We start from the raw sequence: 19,182 nt of genomic DNA, 5'->3' as shown, positions 1-19,182 counted from the left end.
TTTAAAATATATATACTACTATTAGTACCTAGTCATAATACTACGGATGGTGACCTTCAAATGCGAAGAAATAAGAAGGAACGCCAGCAATTATTAATCGAAACGATTAAACAGAATCCTTTTGTAACGGATGAGGAGCTGGCTGAAAAATATTCGGTGAGCGTCCAGACCATTAGGCTTGACCGTCTTGAATTATCGATACCGGAACTGCGTGAACGTATTAAAAGCGTGGCCGAGAAAAAATTCAGTGACGAAATCAGGGCATTGCCTTTGGATGAAATCATCGGGGAAGTAATTGATCTTAATTTAGATGACAATGCAATTTCGATTTTGGATATAAATAAGGAGCATGTCTTTAAGCGGAATGGAATTGCGAGGGGACATCACCTTTTTGCCCAAGCAAATTCATTGGCTGTAGCAGTCATAAATGATGAATTGGCATTAACTGCGAAAGCATCCATTTTATTTACTCGTTCTGTAAAGGAAAATGAAAGAGTGGTAGCTAAAGCTAGGGTTAAAAACGTGGACCACACCAACGATCGTTCCGTGGTGGAGGTTAGAAGCTACGTGGGTAATGAACTGGTTTTTAAAGGCGAGTTCGAAATGTATCGCTCTTAACTTGCTAGTAAAGGATGAAAGATAATGAAGATAACGATAGATGCAATGGGTGGCGATAATGCTCCCAAGGCACAGGTTTTGGGAGCGATGAAAGCTGTCGAGGCTTTTTCCGATGTGGAAATCACCTTGATAGGCAATGAATCGGAGATTAACCAATACTTAGCGAAACATGGCCGTATAAAGGTTATACATACTGATGAAAAAATATTAAGCACCGATGAACCTGTTCGTGCGGTTCGCCGCAAGAAAAGCGCCTCGATGGTCTTGGCTGCACAGCAAGTGGCTGACGGAGAATCGGATGCATGCATTTCTTCAGGCAATACAGGGGCGCTAATGGCTGCAGGCTTGTTTGTGGTCGGAAGGATAGAAGGCATTGAACGTCCGGCGTTGGCTCCAACCCTTCCGACAATCGATGGCAAAGGTTTTGTACTACTGGATGTAGGCGCGAACTCCGATGCGAAACCGGAGCATCTCCTTCAATTCGCCATAATGGGGTCTGTTTATGCTCAAAAAGTTCGGGGAATCGAAAAGCCCCGTGTCGGATTACTTAATATCGGAACAGAAGAAAAAAAAGGGAATGAACTGACTAAGCAAGCCTTTACGTTACTGCAGCAATCATCGGAGATATCCTTTATAGGCAATGTAGAGGCAAGGGACCTCCTAAGCGGGCCGGCAGATGTTGTCGTGACCGACGGCTTCACGGGAAATATGGTGTTAAAGACGCTTGAAGGTACTGCTATGGGTGTATTTAAAATGGTGAAAGCGGCCTTGATGAGCAACCTAAAGAGTAAGCTGGCCGCAGCAATGGTAAAGCCTGAACTAAAAGGCATAAAAAATAAAATGGATTACTCGGAGTATGGCGGTGCCGGCCTCTTCGGTTTGAAGGCCCCTGTCATTAAGGCTCATGGTTCTTCAGATGCGAATGCAGTCTATAATGCAATACGTCAGACTCGCGATATGGTTAGAAATGACGTCATATCGACAATTGCGGAGACGATAGAAAAACAATAATAAATCATAGAGGCAGGGGAGTAACATATGGGTAAAATTGCTTTTGTCTTTCCAGGACAAGGATCACAATCAATAGGAATGGGGCATGGCTTATTTCAGGAAAACGAGCGTGCTCAGCAAATTTTTCGATCAGCAGATGAAAAACTTGATTTCCCACTTTCCGAATTGATCTTTAATGGCACACAACAAGAATTAACGGTGACTTATAATGCACAGCCTGCTTTATTGACCACGAGTTATGCTTTTGTCAAGGAGCTGGAAGAAGCGGGGATCAAACCAGATTATACAGCCGGGCACAGCTTGGGTGAATATACGGCATTAGTGGCATCTGGCGCAATTTCTTTTGAAGATGCCGTATATACAGTGCGTAAACGTGGTGAATTCATGGAAGCTGCGGTACCGAATGGCCAAGGCTCAATGGCTGCGATATTGGGAATGGACCGTGAAGCTCTATCTGAAGTCACTTCTGAAATTACGGCCACTGGTGAATCCGTTCAATTGGCCAATATCAATTGTCCAGGGCAAATCGTCATTTCAGGCACCTCCGAAGGTGTTAAACTTGCAAGTGCAAAAGCCAAGGAAAATGGGGCTAAACGTGCTCTTCCTCTTGAAGTGAGTGGACCGTTCCATTCGGAATTAATGAAACCGGCAGCAGAAAAGTTACAGGGTGTCCTCGATGAAGTAAGCTTCAAACAGGCTGAAATTCCTGTCATTTCAAACGTAACGGCTAAGCCCATTACAGCACCTGCTGAAATTAAAGAAAAATTAATCGAACAGCTGTATTCACCGGTCCTTTGGGAAGACAGCGTGAAAAATCTGCTTGAATTGGGCGTGGATACGTTCATCGAGGTGGGCCCGGGGAAAGTATTGGGCGGATTGATAAAGAAAATCGATCGTTCCGTTCAAATTCATTCGGTTTCCGATATAGATACTCTAACTAAAACAATTGAAACATTGAAGGGGGTACAAGCATGATCCTCGAAGGTAAAAAAGCACTTGTAACGGGAGCTTCACGAGGTATTGGGAGGGAAGTTGCATTGGAACTTGCCCGTCAGGGAGCAGACGTTGCCATCAACTATTCCGGCAGTGAAGCTAAAGCGAATGAAGTGGTTGATGAAATCAAGGCATTGGGCCGTAAAGCATTTGCCATCCAATGCGATGTTGCAAATAGTGAATCGGTGACAAGCATGATCAAAGAGGTCATCGAACAGTTTGACAGAGTGGATATCCTGGTTAATAATGCAGGTATCACACGTGATAACCTATTGATGCGTATGAAAGAAGATGAATGGGATTCTGTGATCAATACGAATCTTAAAGGCGTGTTCCTATGCACAAAGGCGGTTACAAGGCAAATGATGAAGCAGCGCAGCGGCAGGATCATCAATATGGCATCGATCGTCGGCGTCAGTGGAAATGCAGGGCAGGCTAATTATGTAGCGGCTAAAGCTGGTGTGATCGGTTTGACTAAAACCACGGCAAAGGAACTTGCTTCAAGAGGCATTACGGTCAATGCGATTGCCCCAGGTTTCATCTCAACGGATATGACCGGGGAATTGCCTGAAGACGTCCAAAAAGCCATGCTGGACCAAATTCCGCTTGCACGGTTCGGTGACCCTAAAGATATTGCTGCAGTGGCGTCTTTCCTCGCTTCCGATGCCAGCAAATATATGACTGGGCAAACACTTCATGTAGATGGCGGAATGGTCATGTAAGTTTTCTTTGATTTTTTTCGAAATTAATTTATAATGTCTTGAGGGGAGGTGAACACATTGGCAGATGTATTAGAAAGAGTAACCAAAATCGTTGTAGATCGTTTGAACGTAGAAGAATCAGAGGTAAAACTTGAAGCTTCTTTCAAAGAAGATCTTGGTGCCGATTCCCTGGATGTAGTTGAACTAGTCATGGAATTCGAAGACGAGTTTGATATGGAAATTTCGGACGATGACGCTGAAAAAATCGCCACAGTAGGTGATGCTGTGAATTACATACAAAGCACTATGTAATGAATTGTCATTTGACTAAAAGCTCCGTTTTTTAACGGGGCTTTCTCTTATTGCTAAAGAAGTTTGATGCCGCGTCAGATAAGGGAATGAGCATGTACGCGGGTAAGCACCGCCTGCATGGCAGTGGTCTTTTGCCATTGGTTTTCTTTAAGCGGATAATAATGTATGATGGTACATAGGAAAGCTTGACAGGAATTCCTGCCAGGTTTCTTTTTATATATTGGAAAAATATGCTTTTTGAACCGTTGTGGAGGGTTTTGTGTGATGCGTAGGAACGGAAATAATCGTAAACCATCAATCAAGGATAATAAATTTAAACAGTTGCAAGAAAATCTGGGTTTTCATTTTAAAGATGAAAATTTATTGAAACAAGCTTTTACACATTCATCTTATGTGAATGAGCATCGCCGTAAGCCTTATGAAGATAATGAAAGGCTTGAATTTTTGGGAGACGCTGTACTTGAACTGACCATCTCTAAATACTTATATCAAAAATATCCGATGATGAGCGAAGGTGAACTTACCAAACTGAGGGCAGCCATTGTATGTGAGCCTTCACTTGTTGCTTTTGCCAATAGTCTTTCTTACGGGGAATATGTATTGCTCGGAAAAGGGGAAGAAATGACAGGCGGAAGAGAACGCCCTGCCATGCTTGCGGATGTATTCGAAGCCTATATTGGTGCTTTGTACCTTGATCAAGGATTAGAGCCAGTTGTTCAGTTTTTGACGAATGTCGTGTTTCCGAAGATAGACGAGGGTGCTTTTTCTCATGTGATGGATTATAAGAGCCAGCTTCAGGAGCTGATCCAGCGTGATGCCATCGGTGTCCTGCAATATAAGATCTTGCAGGAAAAAGGACCGGCTCATAATCGGGAGTTTGTTTCGACCGTCTCCTTGAATGGGGAAGAGCTGGGCTCTGGAATAGGAAAGTCCAAAAAAGAAGCGGAGCAGCATGCTGCCGAGCATGCATTGATCGTTTTAAAAGAAAAAAAATCAACAAGATAGTTGAACAGTAGAGGGGGAAAGGTCATGTTCCTCAAACGTTTGGACGTTGTAGGATTTAAATCTTTCGCAGAGAAAATTTCGATTGATTTTGTACCTGGTGTCACGGCAGTGGTTGGACCAAACGGAAGCGGTAAAAGTAATGTGACCGATGCAGTCCGATGGGTACTTGGAGAGCAGTCTGCGAAATCACTGCGTGGAGCAAAAATGGAAGATATCATCTTTTCGGGAAGTGACACGAGGAAAGCGTTGAATTTTGCGGAAGTATCATTGACCCTTGATAACGAGACCAATTCCCTGCCGATTGACTTTCATGAAGTCAGTGTGACAAGACGTGTATATCGATCGGGAGAAAGTGAATTTTTCATTAATAATCAAGGTTGCCGTCTGAAAGACATCATAGACCTTTTCATGGATTCTGGTCTTGGGAGAGAAGCGTTTTCCATCATCAGCCAAGGGAAAGTGGAAGAAATCCTTAGCAGTAAGTCTGAAGAAAGACGAGTGATTTTTGAAGAAGCAGCCGGTGTCCTGAAGTATAAAACGAGAAAACGAAAAGCGGAATCGAAGCTGACGGAAACACAGGATAACTTAAACCGTGTCCATGATATCCTCCATGAATTGGAGGGGCAGGTGGAGCCGTTAAAAATTCAGTCTTCCCTCGCCAAGGAATTTTTGGCGAAGAAAGACGAGCTTGAGCAAATAGAAGTGGCTTTAACCGTTTTTGAAATAGAAGAACTTTATGAAAAATGGGAAAAACTATCACAGGAACTTGAAAAACATAATGAAATGGAACAGCAAATGGCAGGACAGCTTCATGATAGGGAAGCGCATCTCAAAAAGCTAAGGGATAGTCTTGCGACGCTTGAGACATCGATCAATGGTCTTCAGGAAATTCTCCTGAATGCCAGCGAAGAACTTGAAAAGCTTGAAGGCCGTAAAGAAGTTTTGAAAGAACGGAAAAAGAATGCCGCCCAAAACAAGTCACAGCTGGAAAAAGCGATTGTGGAAGGTGAGGCTGCTGTCGAGCGTCTGTCTTTGCAAAAGGAAAGAGAAACGGAAATCCTGAATGCACTGAACTTGGAAGTGAAGGGGATTTCTGAAACCTTACATGAAAAACAAAAAAGCCTGGGCCTATTCAATAGTGATATCGAAGCGATGATCGAAGCGAAAAAGAGTGACTATATCGAGTGGTTGAACAAGCAGGCATCGGCTAAAAACGAAAAACAATACCTGCTCCAGCAGCTAACACAGCAGGAACATAAAAATGCTAAACTTGACATGGAAAATGAAAAGTTCTTAACCGAAAGAATGGATATCACTGCTAAAAAAGTGGAATATTCAAAGCTGATGGACAATATGACCAAGCAACTTGAAGAGCATGTCACTTATTTCCGAAATCAGCAGAATAAATTGAATGCGGCAAAAGATACGTATCAAAAACAAGAAACCACCCTTTATAAGGCCTATCAATTCCTTCAACAGGCAAAATCACGTAAGGAACTGCTTGAAGAAATGGAAGATGATTATGCAGGCTTCTTTCAGGGTGTAAAAGAGGTTTTGAAAGCGAAAGAAACCCTTCCAGGCATTGAAGGGGCAGTTGCGGAATTGATAAAGGTTCCAAAGGAATATGAAACGGCCATCGAAACGGCTCTGGGCGGAGCCATGCAGCATGTTGTCGTGGAACGCGAGGAGCATGCACGGGAAGCCATTTCCTTCTTGAAGAAAAATAGGTATGGGCGTGCGACGTTCTTGCCTTTATCAGTCATAAAGGCAAGAGAGATATCAGCTAACCAATTATCGATGCTGAAGAGCCATTCCGCTTTTGTAGGGACTGGTTCCTCATTGATCCAATATGATGATAGGCATGCAGCGATTGCTGAAAACCTATTGGGAACCGTGATCATCACCACTGATTTAAAAGGCGCAAATGACCTGGCGAAAATGATGCAGCACCGTTTCCGCTTCGTAACGCTTGAGGGGGATATCGTCAATCCAGGCGGTTCAATGACAGGCGGAGCCTTAAAGCAAAAAACGACCTCCCTGCTTTCAAGGAAAACGGAATTGGAAGAGCTCCAACAAAAACTTGCTGCCATGGAAGCTAAAACGAATCAGCTAGAAAAGCAAGTCAAACAGCTCAAAGTGGATGTGGGTCTTCAAGAGCAAACGCTTGAACAAACCAGAAAAACAGGAGAGAGACTTCGTTTACAAGAACAAACCCTTAAGGGTGAACTCCGTGAAGTGGAGCTGCAGGAAAGAAATGTGAATGAACGGCTGCATCTTTATGATTTGGATAAAAATTCATATTTAGAAGAACAGCAGCAAAAAACAGCAAGACTTGAAGAGCTGGAAGAACTTTTGGACTCATGTAAATCGGAAATTGAGGGGCTTGACAAGTTGATTTCCGAAATGACGGAACAAAAGCAATCCCAACAATCCTCAAAGGAGAACCTTGCTGAAGAAACGAATGAACTGAGGGTAATGCTTGCCTCCAAGCGTGGCCAGCTGCAAAACCAAAAAGAGAAGATGGAACGCATTGAATCGGATCTTTCAAAGGAAACAAGCAGGCTTGCCGAAAACAAAGATGATTTAGGCCTCCTTACCAATGAAATGACAGACAGTTCAAGCGGGGAAGAGTCACTGGAAGATATGGCTCAGCAGAAATTGCTTGACAAAAATGGGGCAATTGAAGGAATCACCATAAAAAAACAGGAAAAAAACGAGCTTCTAAAGGAAGTTGAATCGCTTGAATTGTCCTTGAAAGAAGAAAATCGACTTTATAGAGGCATTGTCGAAGTGATAAAGGATGAAGAAGTGAAATTAACTCGTCTGGATGTCGAACTGGAAAATCGTCTCGAGCACTTGAGAGAAGAATATACCCTTTCCTTTGAAGGTGCTAAAGAACAGTATCCATTGATGATGCCTGCAGAAGAAGCTCAAAAAAGGGTGAAGCTCATCAAGCTTGCAATCGAGGAACTGGGAACGGTGAATCTAGGTGCAATTGATGAATACGCACGTGTAGCTGAACGCTATGAATTCCTTCTAAGTCAAAAGGAAGACCTTCAACAGGCGAAGGATACATTATTCCAGGTCATCGATGAAATGGATGATGAAATGAAGCGGCGCTTTGCGGATACCTTCTATTCGATCCGTGAAGAATTCGAACAAGTCTTCAAAGCTTTATTTGGCGGAGGCAGAGCCGAGCTGAAACTGACAAATCCGGATGATTTACTAAATACAGGTGTGGATATCATTGCACAGCCTCCCGGGAAAAAACTGCAAAACTTGAGTCTCTTATCCGGGGGAGAACGAGCATTGACAGCCATCGCCCTTTTATTCTCCATTCTAAAAGTGCGTCCGGTGCCTTTCTGTATCCTTGATGAAGTCGAGGCAGCGCTTGATGAGGCGAATGTTGTCCGGTTCAGTCAATTTTTAAGGAAGTTCAGCAGGGAAACGCAGTTCATCGTGATTACTCACCGCAAAGGCACGATGGAAGAAGCAGATGTCCTATATGGCATTACGATGCAAGAGTCAGGCGTCTCCAAACTTGTTTCCGTCCGGATGGAAGAATCAGAAAACTTTATTGAAGTTTAAAATTCATGAATTAGAGGAAGTGGGACAATGAGTTTTTTCAAAAAGCTAAAAGAGAAATTTACGACCCAGGAAGAACAAGAAAAAGAAAAATCAGTCGAAGCAGAAGTATCCATAGGGGAAAAATTCAAGCAAGGTTTGACAAAGACGAGGAATTCCTTTACTGGAAGGGTTAATGAACTTGTTGCCCGTTATCGGAAAGTGGATGAGGACTTTTTTGAAGAACTTGAAGAAATCCTGATACAGGCAGATGTAGGCTTTGATACTGTGATGGAACTGATTGATCAATTGAAAAGGGAAGTCAAGCTTCGTAATATCTCTGATACGAGGGAAGTGCAGTCCGTTATTTCCGAAAAGCTAGTGGAAATCTACCAAGGTGATGATGAAGCGACTTCAAGCCTGAATATACAAGAAGAGGGTTTGACGGTCATTTTGTTTGTAGGGGTTAATGGGGTAGGTAAAACGACGACCATTGGTAAACTTGCCCATAAATTCAAAATGGAAGGTAAATCAGTCGTATTGGCTGCAGGGGATACCTTCCGTGCCGGTGCGATTGAACAGCTTGAGGTTTGGGGAGAGCGTGTCGGCGTCAGTGTAATCAAACAGGGTGAAGGCTCTGACCCTGCAGCGGTCATGTTCGACGCCATTCAGGCCGCCAAGGCACGAAAAGCGGATATCCTGATCTGTGATACTGCCGGTCGCTTACAGAATAAAGTGAACTTAATGAAGGAATTGGAAAAGGTGAAACGTGTAATTGAACGTGAAGTACCTGGTGCACCACATGAGGTGTTGCTTGCCCTTGACGCAACAACTGGACAAAATGCCCTCATTCAGGCAAAAACATTCAAGGAAGCGACCAATGTTTCCGGTATTGTTTTAACAAAGCTTGATGGCACCGCAAAAGGCGGAATTGTTTTGGCAATTCGCAATGAATTGGCCATACCCGTTAAATTTGTCGGGCTAGGTGAAAAAATGGACGATCTACAGGAATTCGATGCTGAGAAATATGTTTATGGCCTTTTTGCTGATATCATCGATAAAGAAGAGGTTTAAGAAAAATTGTAAGCCGGAAGAGATAATTCTCTTCTGGTTTTTCGTTCACTGTGCAAATTAGGGAAACAATTGCATAAAGGTCTAAAAAAGCGGAATAAAGAAAAAAATAATGCTTTGCAAACAAGTGGTAAGGAGTTTAACTTGACATCAAATAAACAAGGCTTTACAATATAAACTTGTAAAGGGTTTTCACTTAACAGCAGGGAGGCTTGCTAAGATGCTTGAAAAGACAACGCGGATTAATTATTTGTATGACTTTTACCAATCGTTGTTAACAGAGAAGCAGCAGAGCTATATGTCCCTCTACTATCTGGATGATTACTCTCTTGGCGAGATTGCCGATGAATACGAAGTCAGTAGGCAGGCAGTCTATGATAATATAAAAAGAACAGAAGCGATGCTTGAGGAATATGAAGCAAAGCTGTTGTTATTTCAAAAATTTCAAGAGCGTAACCAGTGGATTGCGAATATGAAGGGACTCATAGAAAAGGATTCCTTTTCAAAAGAGAAGCTGCTAGAAGCAATCACAACGCTTGAGAAGTTGGATTAGGAGGCGGCAATATGGCATTTGAAGGATTGGCCGACCGACTGCAGAGCACGATGCAAAAGATCCGTGGAAAAGGGAAAGTCAACGAAGCGGACGTTAAAGAAATGATGCGTGAAGTTCGATTGGCCCTGCTTGAAGCGGATGTTAACTTTAAAGTCGTGAAGGATTTTGTAAAACGTGTCAGTGAACGTTCGGTAGGTCAGGAAGTGCTGAAAAGCTTAACCCCCGGTCAACAGGTAATAAAGGTAGTCAAGGAAGAATTGACGGAGCTGATGGGCGGCGAACAAAGCAAGATTGCCGTTGCCTCGAAACCACCGACTGTCATCATGATGGTAGGTCTTCAAGGTGCAGGTAAAACGACGACCACCGGAAAGCTTGCCAATCTTCTAAGGAAAAAATACAACCGCAAGCCATTGCTCGTTGCGGCTGATATTTACCGTCCGGCGGCGATTAAGCAGCTTGAAACACTTGGCAAACAATTAAGCATGCCTGTTTTCTCCCTTGGGGACCAGGTCAGTCCTGTTGAAATTGCTAAACAGGCAATTGAAAAAGCTAAGGAAGAACATCATGATTATGTGTTGATTGATACCGCAGGTCGCCTTCATGTTGATGAAAACTTGATGGGCGAACTGAAGGATATCAAAGAGTTGACAAAACCAGATGAAATCTTCCTGGTTGTCGATGCGATGACCGGTCAGGATGCGGTCAATGTAGCCCAAAGTTTCAATGAACAGCTGGGCCTGACAGGAGCCGTATTAACGAAACTTGATGGGGATACACGTGGTGGTGCGGCACTTTCAATTCGTTCAGTCACCAACACGCCTATTAAATTCGTCGGTATGGGTGAAAAATTGGATGCACTTGAAGCGTTCCATCCAGAACGGATGGCGTCAAGGATCCTCGGCATGGGTGATGTGTTGACCCTTATCGAAAAAGCACAGGCCAATGTTGATGAAGAAAAAGCGAAAGAATTAGAGAAAAAGATGCGTACAGCCACTTTTACCTTTGATGATTTCCTTGATCAGCTCGGTCAGGTGCGGAATATGGGACCGCTTGATGATATTCTGAAAATGATTCCAGGTGCGAATAAAATGAAAGGGATGGACAACCTTCAGATCGATGAAAAACAAATCGGTCATGTTGAAGCTATCATCCGATCAATGACAACGCATGAAAAGGAACATCCGGAAACCATGAATGCATCCCGCAAGAAACGGATTGCCAAAGGAAGCGGCAGATCGATTCAAGAAGTGAACCGTCTACTGAAGCAATTCGAAGAAATGAAAAAGATGATGAAACAGGTTACGAACATGCAAAAAGGAAAGAAAAAGGGATTTAAATTCCCGTTCATGTAAGGTTTATTTCAGCTCGGAACTAAGGTGAAATACGGGTCGAAGCCATGTATTTCAACACTTTTTTTACCTGTTAAGAAAAAAACCTTTACAAACATGCAAGACATTTGATATTATACTATCTTGTGTGAAACTATTCGGAGGTGCTTATTTAAAATGGCAGTAAAAATTCGCTTAAAACGTATGGGAGCTAAAAAATCTCCTTTCTATCGTATTGTAGTTGCAGATTCTCGTTCACCACGTGACGGACGTTACATTGAAGTGGTAGGAACTTATAACCCGGTGGCTCAACCAGCAAAAGTTGATATCAACGAAGAGCTTGCTCTTAAATGGTTACAAGATGGAGCTAAACCATCTGATACAGTTCGTAACTTATTCTCAACACAAGGCATCATGGAAAAATTCCATGTTGCAAAAAACAGCAAGTAATCGACGGTAGTTGATGAAAGCACTGATTGAAACGATTGTTTCAGCACTTGTGGATTATCCGGAAGAGGTCATCGTGACCTCCAAGGAAGAATCCGACCGGATTGTTTATATCCTCTCCGTTCATAAAGAGGATATGGGCAAGGTGATCGGTAAACAAGGGCGTGTTGCTAAGGCGATTCGGACTGTGGTATATGCAGCAGGATCTTCACAGCAGAAGAAAATCTATTTGGAGATTTCCGAATAAGGAGGGTTAATTCCCCTCCTTTTTTTGTACTTCAAGAAAGCTTAGATCCCAATTGATCAAATTCGGGCTTTAAACTTTACGCCTTTTAAGACGCATCTTTTACCGATTTACGTTATACTTAAGAGAATGACCCCCATTTCAAAAAGATTACCCCATCATACATATTTTTAGAAGGAAATACGAAATCATAGATAATAGGAGGTGCTGGAATGAAAATTCTCCAAAATGTAATCGTTAACCAAGTATTAACGGAATCCAGCAAGAATCAGCTCCTCGAGAAATACAAGTCAAAACGCCTTCAGCTTCAAAAAGAGAGTGAACAGCTTCGCTTTGAACTGAAAAAACTTGAAAAAACAAGAACTCTCCAACCTGCTAGTCTCCGTGCTCATTTCGAAAAAGAAATAAACCAGAGGCAAGAAAAAATTAAACTGCTTGAATTTCAAATGGAGCAGTTGGAGATCCTTCCCGCCGGAAGTGAATTGAAGGAACGGGAAGTTCAAAGTATCATTGATGTGGAAATTGGGGCAGATTGGGACGAAATCATGGCAACGAAGACCATTGTCATTAAAGATGGAATCGTCTCGGAAATTCGTTAGAGGTGAAAGAATGGAAAAATGGTTTAATGTAGGTAAAATTGTCAACACACATGGTCTTTTAGGAGAAGTCCGTGTTATTTCTTCAACAGACTTTCCGGAAAAACGATACAAAGTGGGAAATACTCTGTATTTGTTCAGGGACACTGAGAAAAAACCTTTGCCGCTTGTCATCAGGTCGCATCGCACCCATAAAAACTTTAACCTATTGACGTTCGAGAACTATTATAACGTCGGACAAGTCGAGGCTTTTAAAAACGGGGTCCTGAAAGTCAAGGAAGCACAGCTTGGTAAATTGGACGAAGGTGAGTTCTACTTCCATGAAATCATCGGCTGTTCGGTATTTACGGATGAAGGCATTGAAGTTGGGGAAATCATTGAGGTTCTTACGCCTGGTGCAAATGATGTTTGGGTCATTAAGAAAGCTGGCAGTAAGGACATTTTGATTCCGTATATTGAACAAATTGTTAAAGAAGTGAATATTTCCGCTAAAAAGGTCATCATTACACCGATGGAAGGACTTTTAGACTGATGAAAATCGATGTGCTTTCGCTTTTTCCAGAAATGTTCGAAGGGGTATTTGGTTCGTCAATCTTAAAAAAGGCTGCGGAAAAGCAGGCTGTCAGCTATAAGGTGACCAATTTCCGAGATTATGCAGATAATAAGCATTCGACGGTTGATGATTATCCGTATGGCGGCGGTGCCGGAATGGTATTGAAGGCACAACCGATCTTTGATGCCGTGGAAGCTCTTAAAGGGCAAGCTGAGCTAACCCCAAGGGTAGTCCTGCTTTGCCCCCAGGGAGAGCGTTACACGCAGAAAAAAGCCGAAGAGTTAGCTGAAGAGGAACATCTCATTTTCATTTGCGGGCATTATGAAGGGTATGATGAGCGGATCCGGGAGCATGTCGTCACTGATGAAATATCGATAGGCGACTTTGTGCTTACAGGCGGGGAATTGGGCGCAATGGTCATTATTGACAGCGTTGTGCGCTTGCTGCCTGGCGTTCTTGGAAATGTTGACTCCCCGATTCTTGATTCCTATTCTTCTGGTTTGTTAGAGCATCCACATTATACTAGACCTGCAGATTTCCGGGGGATGAAAGTTCCCGATCCGCTTATATCCGGGAATCATAAAAAAATCGATGAATGGCGGATGAAGGAATCCCTGCGCAGAACTTGGATTCGGCGTCCGGATTTGCTCGATAGTTATGAACTATCGGAAGTTGAAGAAAAATTATTGTCCGAGATTAAAAAAGAAGACTGATCTCTATTGCATCGACGTTTATAGTATGATAGGATATACCTTGTGACTTGGGCGAAATGCTCAGTCTTATAACGATGTTCCGCTGCAAACAATAAGTATTTGCAAGAGCGTCCAGGAGGAGTTGAAATCGATGCAAAATCTTATTAACGAAATCACAAAAGAACAACTTCGCTCAGATCTTCCATCATTCAGACCTGGTGACACAGTACGTGTACACGTAAAGGTTATTGAAGGAACTCGCGAACGTATCCAGTTGTTTGAAGGCGTTGTAATCAAACGTCGTGGCGGCGGAGTTAGTGAAACTTTCACAGTACGTAAGATCTCTTACGGCGTTGGAGTAGAACGTGCTTTCCCTGTTCACACACCAAAAATTGCGAAACTAGAAGTTATCCGTCACGGTAAAGTACGTCGTGCGAAACTTTATTACCTACGCGAACTTCGTGGTAAAAAAGCACGTATTAAAGAAATTCGTCGTTAATTCTTCGAATATCTTCATGCGGGTTTACCATGATCCACATAAGGTGAATAACCAAACAGTATCATGCAAAAAGGGAGCTTGTTTATCAGGCTCCCTTTTTGCACTTTAAGAAACGATGAATACACTTACGGTGAAAACTATATAGAATCCTGCTCGCTATAGCGTCCGCAACATGTTAAAATAATTGTTGATATGCTTCAAAAAGGGTGTGTAAGGATGGCGAAAAAGAAAAATGAATTGTGGGAATGGACAAAGGCGGTCATAATCGCGGTTATAGCGGCGACGCTGATTCGTTATTTCCTTCTGGCTCCTATTGTTGTGGACGGTAATTCCATGATGCCGACATTAAAGGATACGGACCGCATGATCGTTAATAAAATTTCCTATTCGATCGGTGAACCGAAAAGATTCGACATTATCGTTTTCGAAGCTCCAGAAGGCAAGGATTACATAAAGCGGGTCATTGGATTGCCTGGGGAAAAAGTCGAATATAAAAATGATACTCTTTACGTGAATGGAAAAGCTTATGATGAGCCATACTTGGATGAATATAAAGAACAATTGATTGATGGCGGGGACTTGACGGAACCTTTTACATTAAGTGATGTCATAGAACAAGAAACGGTGCCTGAAGGCCACCTATTTGTCCTGGGGGATAATCGCCGTTTTAGTAAGGATAGCCGCCATTTTGGCGTAGGTGTCGTTCCTTACGATAAAGTGTTAGGAAAAACTAAATTAGTTTATTGGCCGATCGAAGACTTTCGATTGGCGGAATAGTAGGAAGGTGCATTCCATTGACAATACAGTGGTTCCCTGGCCATATGGCCAAAGCAAGACGGGAAGTAACAGAGAAATTAAAACTGATCGACATCATCTTTGAACTTGTGGATGCCCGTATACCGGCATCTTCACGAAATCCGATGATCGATGAAATCATTCAGCATAAACCGAGGGTCATCCTTTTGAATAAAGCTGATATGGCCGATCCGGTAAAAACGAATATGTGGCTTGAACATTATAAATCGCAGGGGAAAACGGCGATTGCCATTAACTCACAGGCTGGAAACGGTTTAAACCAGATTACAGCTGCTTCCAAAAAACTTTTAAAAGAGAAGTATGAGCGGATGGAATCAAGAGGAATAAAGCCGAGAGCGATCCGTGCCATGATAGTCGGCATTCCGAACGTGGGGAAATCGACTTTAATCAATCGGCTTGCCAAAAAGAACATTGCCAAAACAGGGAATACGCCTGGCGTCACGAAAGCGCAGCAATGGATAAAAGTTGGCAAGGAATTGGAATTGCTCGACACGCCGGGGATTCTCTGGCCGAAATTCGAGGATCAAGAAGTAGGCTTGAAGCTTGCGTTGACAGGTGCGATCAAAGATACGATTTTAAACTTGCATGAAGTCTCATTATACGGCCTTCGCTTTTTGGAAAAAGAATATCCGGATAGATTGAAATCCCGTTATAATCTGGATGTAATTCCGCAGGAAACACTCGAATTGTTCGATGCGGTCGGAAAGTTCAGGGGCTGTTTAGCATCTGGAGGGTTCATCGATTATGACAAGACCGCAGAGTTGGTCGTACGTGAAATCCGTTCAGAAAAGATGGGTCCGCTTACGTTTGAGGTCCCTTTGGATTATGAAGAGAATGATATCCCGAATAACATTAACAATGACCTGATTGTTGAAGACAATCAGTGAAAAGGATTGATACGGAGCTGGAGTATTGGATGTCGAAAAGGCTTACTCTTTTTGATGTCTCTTTTCCGCTCCGTATTTTTGTTTGAACTGTAGAAAGGGAGCAAGGCTGCCGATAATTAATATGATGGGTGATAAAGATGATAACCGAAATGAGCATTAAGGAAATCTCCTCAAAGTTAAAGACAATAAGAGAGCCTGAAGATTTATTTTTACAGAAATGCCGGGAGGACGGACGAAAGGGAGTAACCGACTTAGTAAGCAAATGGCAAAGAGCTTATGAAAAAGAACAACAGGTAAGGGATGCTTTCACGGAAATGACGGAGTTTGAGCGTCAATTGAGAAAACAGGGGTTTTCCATTCTGGCTGGTATCGATGAAGTGGGAAGAGGACCTCTGGCAGGACCAGTTGTGACCAGTGCAGTCATCTTGCCTGAATCTTTTTATTTGCCTGGGCTTAATGATTCCAAAAAGATTCCAGAGGCAAAAAGGGAACTGTTTTATGAAATGATTTTTAAGGAAGCACTATCCATAGGTGTAGGTGTTGTACATAGCGAAGTAATTGATGAAATCAATATATATCAAGCTACGAAAAAGGCAATGGTGGCCGCATTGAACGATCTGTCGGAACTTCCTGATCATTTGTTGATCGATGCAATGGAACTGGATGTGCCGATTCCGCAGCTTTCGCTCATAAAGGGGGACGCAAGAAGCATTAGCATCTCTGCGGCCTCCATAATAGCGAAAGTGACCCGTGATAGAATGATGAAGGAATATGGTGAGAAATATCCGGAATATGGTTTTGAAAAGCACATGGGTTACGGGACAAGCCAACATTTAGAAGCGCTCGACACGCACGGGCTTACACCTTGGCATAGAAGAAGTTTTGCACCAGTTAAGGAAATAGCTGCAAGAACGAAGGATTAAGGGGGGGTGAGTGGTGCAATCCATAACAATCGGTCAACCGTTATCTTCACCTATTGAAATAAAAGGAATTGTTAGTTGGAAAAACGGGCAAATCCTTTTCGGGAAGGTGAATAAAGTTTTTCCTAACCAAACGGCCGAGGTACAGATTGGCCACCAAAAAATGATTGCCACTCTCGATATCCCGCTGCGGACAGGAGAAAGGCATTGGTTTCAAGTGCAGCACCCAATTGAGGGGCGGCTCGTGTTAAAAGCTTTAAATTCCCCCGATTTGAACGATTCCGGCATAAAGGGAACGGCTGCAAAATTAATCGCTCATCTCGGCATAACGCCCGAACCGTCCGCATTGAAGCTTGCCGAATATCTCCTGACAAATCGCCTCCCGATAACCAAGGATACTTTTCAGCCCGCCATGCAATGGTTAAAAGCTGCTGATGCTGCAGAAGCCGGTCTGCCTGTAATAAAAACGATGTTCATTCAGCAACTGCCTTTTGTAAAAGATGTATTTGATGCTTTATTTACACAGTCCAAAAGTGAACCTTTCCATAAACTTCTCAGTTGCTTCAGGCAAAAGCTGGAGGATGGTGAAGCAGAAACGAGGACTGCCGGCAAGCTGATGGAAGTATTGGACTCCTTACACGTTGCTAAACAGAACCAGTTTCAACAAATCGGTTTGCAAAAACTAGTTACCACTTGGCTGGATTCCGATTCAACACCAGAAATGAAATCCGGTGCATTTTCCCTTCTCCAAAAGACGGGTTTCATTCCAAAGGGAATGACGGAATCTGTCTTTCTGGAGAATTTAATTGATGGATCTGAGGCTAGGTCAGGTATTGCTAAGAATTCAGCGGTTGATAAATTACATCAAGGATTGCAGCTGCTTTCCGAGGCAAAAAGCGGAGCATTTGCAAAAGTTGAAGAGATCGATACTGCTATTAATCCCATATTGAACGGTTATGAACATGAGGGGGCAAAACTGCCACATGATATCCACTCGATGCCGAGAAAAAACATTACTGCAGAAAAACTTTCCTCTCATGCCTTTCATTTACTCCAGAGTTCTTTTACCGAAGAAAAGGCACTAGGAGGAAAAATGGAAGTGAATGACCTTATAGGCTACTTGAATAAGGACACAGATCAAATAGCTGAGTCGAAGGGTAAGGCGGCTGAATTATTGTTCCAGTCGCTTAATAGGCTTCCTGAGGCCCAATACGCTAGGAATAATGAGAAGCTAGTCCTTTCACTTATATTGGAAGCTGAGTTTCAAACAATCGATTTCACCGATGGACCTTCTGTTGCACATCAGCTGAAAGAAATGACCAAGATCCTTGGTCTTCAGCTGGAACATGCACTCATTAACCTTTCTGGAGAAGATATGGCGGATTTCCCGAAGGATTTGGAGACACTTAAACCGCTGCTGCTTAAATTGCTGAATGAACAAATTCCGGCATCTATGAAGGAGATGGCGGAGCAAATCCTAAATCGGATTACTGCGCAACAGATCCTTTCACAGGAAAATGGACCGATTCAGAATTTACTTCTTACAGTTCCACTCAATCTGGGATCTGCTCAAACGGATCTGACTTTACAATGGAGCGGAAGAAAAACAAAAGATGGCAAAATTGACCCGGATTACTGCCGTGTCCTATTTTATTTAGAATTGGAACGCCTTAAAGAGACGGTCATCGACATGCAGGTTCAAAACCGAATCATCAAAGTGACGGTCATAAATGGGAATGGTGCGGTCCTTGAAGAGGCAGCCGGTCAATATCTTGACATCCTGAGAGAGAATCTCGAAAAAATGGATTACAGATTGTCAGGGGTTTCCTTTGTATATCCCGTGAATGAAAAAGAGCGGGACCAAGGGGGGAAACCGATTCCTTTTTCAGAAACCGGTTCGTATAGTGGAGTGGATATTCGAATATGATGAATGATAAACGAAAAGAAGCGATTGCCTTAAAGTATGATCAAAAGACATCTAAAGCGCCCGTCATATTGGCGAAGGGAAAAGGTAAAACCGCTGATATTATTCTGGAAAAGGCGATGAAACTGGATATACCAATCCAAAGGGACGAATCGCTTGCTGCACTTTTAGGTCAATTGGATATAAATCAAACGATTCCAGAAGAATTGTATGGAGCTGTTGCAGAGGTATTCGCATTCATTTATAAAGTTGACAAGGACATGAATCGGTAGTTTCCTAAATTATCCAGATGATATCGCTAAATGGATTACTGTTGGTTTATGTAGAATATTAGGGAAATCACTGATGAATTTTCATTATATTAAAAAAATACTAATGTATTTGCAAAAGGACAAGGCCATGGCTTTGTCCTTTTGCTTTTCCTTTGAATCAACTCAAGGGTAATAGT

21 protein-coding genes are annotated in these 19,182 nt (G+C 42.7%); all 21 read left to right on the top strand.

Going from position 1 to position 19,182, the window contains the following annotated elements:
- The first annotated feature begins 60 nt into the window (after positions 1–60).
- On the top strand, positions 61–618 hold the full coding sequence (gene fapR, locus ACSR9O_RS00715; RefSeq protein ID WP_034313744.1) for a transcription factor FapR: 558 nt from the start codon (positions 61–63) through the stop codon (positions 616–618).
- A gap of 24 nt (positions 619–642) precedes the next feature.
- Positions 643–1,629 carry a phosphate acyltransferase PlsX gene (gene plsX, locus ACSR9O_RS00710; RefSeq protein WP_230177528.1) on the top strand — a complete coding sequence of 329 codons (987 nt, stop codon included), beginning with the start codon at positions 643–645 and terminating at the stop codon, positions 1,627–1,629.
- A 27-nt stretch (positions 1,630–1,656) separates the two neighbouring features.
- Complete coding sequence (gene fabD / locus ACSR9O_RS00705; RefSeq protein ID WP_101224624.1) at positions 1,657–2,604, top strand: ACP S-malonyltransferase; 948 nt, start codon at positions 1,657–1,659, stop codon at positions 2,602–2,604.
- Positions 2,601–3,344: a 3-oxoacyl-[acyl-carrier-protein] reductase gene (gene fabG / locus ACSR9O_RS00700; protein ID WP_101224625.1), complete on the top strand. Its 744-nt coding sequence runs from the start codon at positions 2,601–2,603 to the stop codon at positions 3,342–3,344. Before fabD ends, fabG begins: the two co-directional genes overlap by 4 nt.
- Positions 3,345–3,401: 57 nt before the next feature.
- Positions 3,402–3,635: an acyl carrier protein gene (locus tag ACSR9O_RS00695; RefSeq protein ID WP_034313729.1), complete on the top strand. Its 234-nt coding sequence runs from the start codon at positions 3,402–3,404 to the stop codon at positions 3,633–3,635.
- A gap of 264 nt (positions 3,636–3,899) precedes the next feature.
- Positions 3,900–4,640 (top strand): ribonuclease III, encoded by a 741-nt coding sequence (gene rnc, locus ACSR9O_RS00690; RefSeq protein WP_101224626.1) that lies wholly within the window; start codon positions 3,900–3,902, stop codon positions 4,638–4,640.
- Positions 4,641–4,664: 24 nt separating this feature from the next.
- Positions 4,665–8,228, top strand: a complete 3,564-nt coding sequence (smc, locus tag ACSR9O_RS00685) for a chromosome segregation protein SMC (RefSeq protein ID WP_230177526.1) — start codon at positions 4,665–4,667, stop codon at positions 8,226–8,228.
- Between the two features lie 27 nt (positions 8,229–8,255).
- Positions 8,256–9,278: a signal recognition particle-docking protein FtsY gene (gene ftsY, locus ACSR9O_RS00680; RefSeq protein WP_230177524.1), complete on the top strand. Its 1,023-nt coding sequence runs from the start codon at positions 8,256–8,258 to the stop codon at positions 9,276–9,278.
- Positions 9,279–9,495: 217 nt separating this feature from the next.
- Positions 9,496–9,828, top strand: a complete 333-nt coding sequence (locus ACSR9O_RS00675) for a putative DNA-binding protein (RefSeq protein ID WP_101224629.1) — start codon at positions 9,496–9,498, stop codon at positions 9,826–9,828.
- An 11-nt stretch (positions 9,829–9,839) separates the two neighbouring features.
- Positions 9,840–11,180, top strand: a complete 1,341-nt coding sequence (ffh, locus tag ACSR9O_RS00670; protein WP_101224630.1) for a signal recognition particle protein — start codon at positions 9,840–9,842, stop codon at positions 11,178–11,180.
- 153 nt (positions 11,181–11,333) lie between these two features.
- Positions 11,334–11,606, top strand: a complete 273-nt coding sequence (rpsP, locus tag ACSR9O_RS00665; RefSeq protein ID WP_057913437.1) for a 30S ribosomal protein S16 — start codon at positions 11,334–11,336, stop codon at positions 11,604–11,606.
- 13 nt (positions 11,607–11,619) lie between these two features.
- The gene (locus ACSR9O_RS00660; RefSeq protein ID WP_048684915.1) at positions 11,620–11,850 is read left to right on the top strand and encodes a KH domain-containing protein; all 231 of its coding nucleotides are present in this window, start codon (positions 11,620–11,622) and stop codon (positions 11,848–11,850) included.
- Between the two features lie 209 nt (positions 11,851–12,059).
- Complete coding sequence (locus ACSR9O_RS00655; protein WP_034313711.1) at positions 12,060–12,446, top strand: YlqD family protein; 387 nt, start codon at positions 12,060–12,062, stop codon at positions 12,444–12,446.
- A 10-nt stretch (positions 12,447–12,456) separates the two neighbouring features.
- Positions 12,457–12,975, top strand: coding sequence for a ribosome maturation factor RimM (gene rimM, locus ACSR9O_RS00650; protein WP_101224631.1), 519 nt, complete (start codon positions 12,457–12,459; stop codon positions 12,973–12,975).
- Complete coding sequence (gene trmD, locus ACSR9O_RS00645; RefSeq protein WP_101224632.1) at positions 12,975–13,709, top strand: tRNA (guanosine(37)-N1)-methyltransferase TrmD; 735 nt, start codon at positions 12,975–12,977, stop codon at positions 13,707–13,709. Before rimM ends, trmD begins: the two co-directional genes overlap by 1 nt.
- 130 nt (positions 13,710–13,839) lie before the next feature.
- Positions 13,840–14,187 carry a 50S ribosomal protein L19 gene (gene rplS / locus ACSR9O_RS00640; RefSeq protein WP_034313702.1) on the top strand — a complete coding sequence of 116 codons (348 nt, stop codon included), beginning with the start codon at positions 13,840–13,842 and terminating at the stop codon, positions 14,185–14,187.
- A 216-nt stretch (positions 14,188–14,403) separates the two neighbouring features.
- Positions 14,404–14,964 (top strand): signal peptidase I, encoded by a 561-nt coding sequence (gene lepB, locus ACSR9O_RS00635; protein ID WP_101224633.1) that lies wholly within the window; start codon positions 14,404–14,406, stop codon positions 14,962–14,964.
- 17 nt (positions 14,965–14,981) lie between these two features.
- On the top strand, positions 14,982–15,890 hold the full coding sequence (ylqF, locus tag ACSR9O_RS00630; RefSeq protein ID WP_101224634.1) for a ribosome biogenesis GTPase YlqF: 909 nt from the start codon (positions 14,982–14,984) through the stop codon (positions 15,888–15,890).
- 140 nt (positions 15,891–16,030) lie between these two features.
- A complete protein-coding gene (gene rnhB, locus ACSR9O_RS00625; protein WP_230177691.1) occupies positions 16,031–16,813 on the top strand; it encodes a ribonuclease HII in 783 nt (260 codons plus the stop codon).
- 13 nt (positions 16,814–16,826) lie between these two features.
- Complete coding sequence (locus ACSR9O_RS00620; RefSeq protein WP_491723791.1) at positions 16,827–18,737, top strand: TP0910 N-terminal domain-containing protein; 1,911 nt, start codon at positions 16,827–16,829, stop codon at positions 18,735–18,737.
- Complete coding sequence (locus ACSR9O_RS00615; protein WP_397314480.1) at positions 18,734–19,006, top strand: EscU/YscU/HrcU family type III secretion system export apparatus switch protein; 273 nt, start codon at positions 18,734–18,736, stop codon at positions 19,004–19,006. Before ACSR9O_RS00620 ends, ACSR9O_RS00615 begins: the two co-directional genes overlap by 4 nt.
- Positions 19,007–19,182 lie beyond the last annotated feature (176 nt).

The organism is Peribacillus sp. B65, assembly GCF_058513295.1.
The sequence above is the reverse complement of the archived record's forward strand: the minus strand, read 5'-3'. Positions and strand labels throughout refer to the sequence as shown.

What these genes read in the sequence shown, in the direction of transcription:
- fapR (WP_034313744.1), top strand. Translation starts at nt 61, where the DNA reads ATGCGAAGAAATAAGAAGGAACGCCAGCAATTATTAATCGAAACGATT.
- plsX (WP_230177528.1), top strand. Translation starts at nt 643, where the DNA reads ATGAAGATAACGATAGATGCAATGGGTGGCGATAATGCTCCCAAGGCA.
- fabD (WP_101224624.1), top strand. Translation starts at nt 1,657, where the DNA reads ATGGGTAAAATTGCTTTTGTCTTTCCAGGACAAGGATCACAATCAATA.
- fabG (WP_101224625.1), top strand. Translation starts at nt 2,601, where the DNA reads ATGATCCTCGAAGGTAAAAAAGCACTTGTAACGGGAGCTTCACGAGGT.
- rnc (WP_101224626.1), top strand. Translation starts at nt 3,900, where the DNA reads ATGCGTAGGAACGGAAATAATCGTAAACCATCAATCAAGGATAATAAA.
- smc (WP_230177526.1), top strand. Translation starts at nt 4,665, where the DNA reads ATGTTCCTCAAACGTTTGGACGTTGTAGGATTTAAATCTTTCGCAGAG.
- ftsY (WP_230177524.1), top strand. Translation starts at nt 8,256, where the DNA reads ATGAGTTTTTTCAAAAAGCTAAAAGAGAAATTTACGACCCAGGAAGAA.
- ACSR9O_RS00675 (WP_101224629.1), top strand. Translation starts at nt 9,496, where the DNA reads ATGCTTGAAAAGACAACGCGGATTAATTATTTGTATGACTTTTACCAA.
- ffh (WP_101224630.1), top strand. Translation starts at nt 9,840, where the DNA reads ATGGCATTTGAAGGATTGGCCGACCGACTGCAGAGCACGATGCAAAAG.
- rpsP (WP_057913437.1), top strand. Translation starts at nt 11,334, where the DNA reads ATGGCAGTAAAAATTCGCTTAAAACGTATGGGAGCTAAAAAATCTCCT.
- ACSR9O_RS00660 (WP_048684915.1), top strand. Translation starts at nt 11,620, where the DNA reads ATGAAAGCACTGATTGAAACGATTGTTTCAGCACTTGTGGATTATCCG.
- ACSR9O_RS00655 (WP_034313711.1), top strand. Translation starts at nt 12,060, where the DNA reads ATGAAAATTCTCCAAAATGTAATCGTTAACCAAGTATTAACGGAATCC.
- rimM (WP_101224631.1), top strand. Translation starts at nt 12,457, where the DNA reads ATGGAAAAATGGTTTAATGTAGGTAAAATTGTCAACACACATGGTCTT.
- trmD (WP_101224632.1), top strand. Translation starts at nt 12,975, where the DNA reads ATGAAAATCGATGTGCTTTCGCTTTTTCCAGAAATGTTCGAAGGGGTA.
- rplS (WP_034313702.1), top strand. Translation starts at nt 13,840, where the DNA reads ATGCAAAATCTTATTAACGAAATCACAAAAGAACAACTTCGCTCAGAT.
- lepB (WP_101224633.1), top strand. Translation starts at nt 14,404, where the DNA reads ATGGCGAAAAAGAAAAATGAATTGTGGGAATGGACAAAGGCGGTCATA.
- ACSR9O_RS00615 (WP_397314480.1), top strand. Translation starts at nt 18,734, where the DNA reads ATGATGAATGATAAACGAAAAGAAGCGATTGCCTTAAAGTATGATCAA.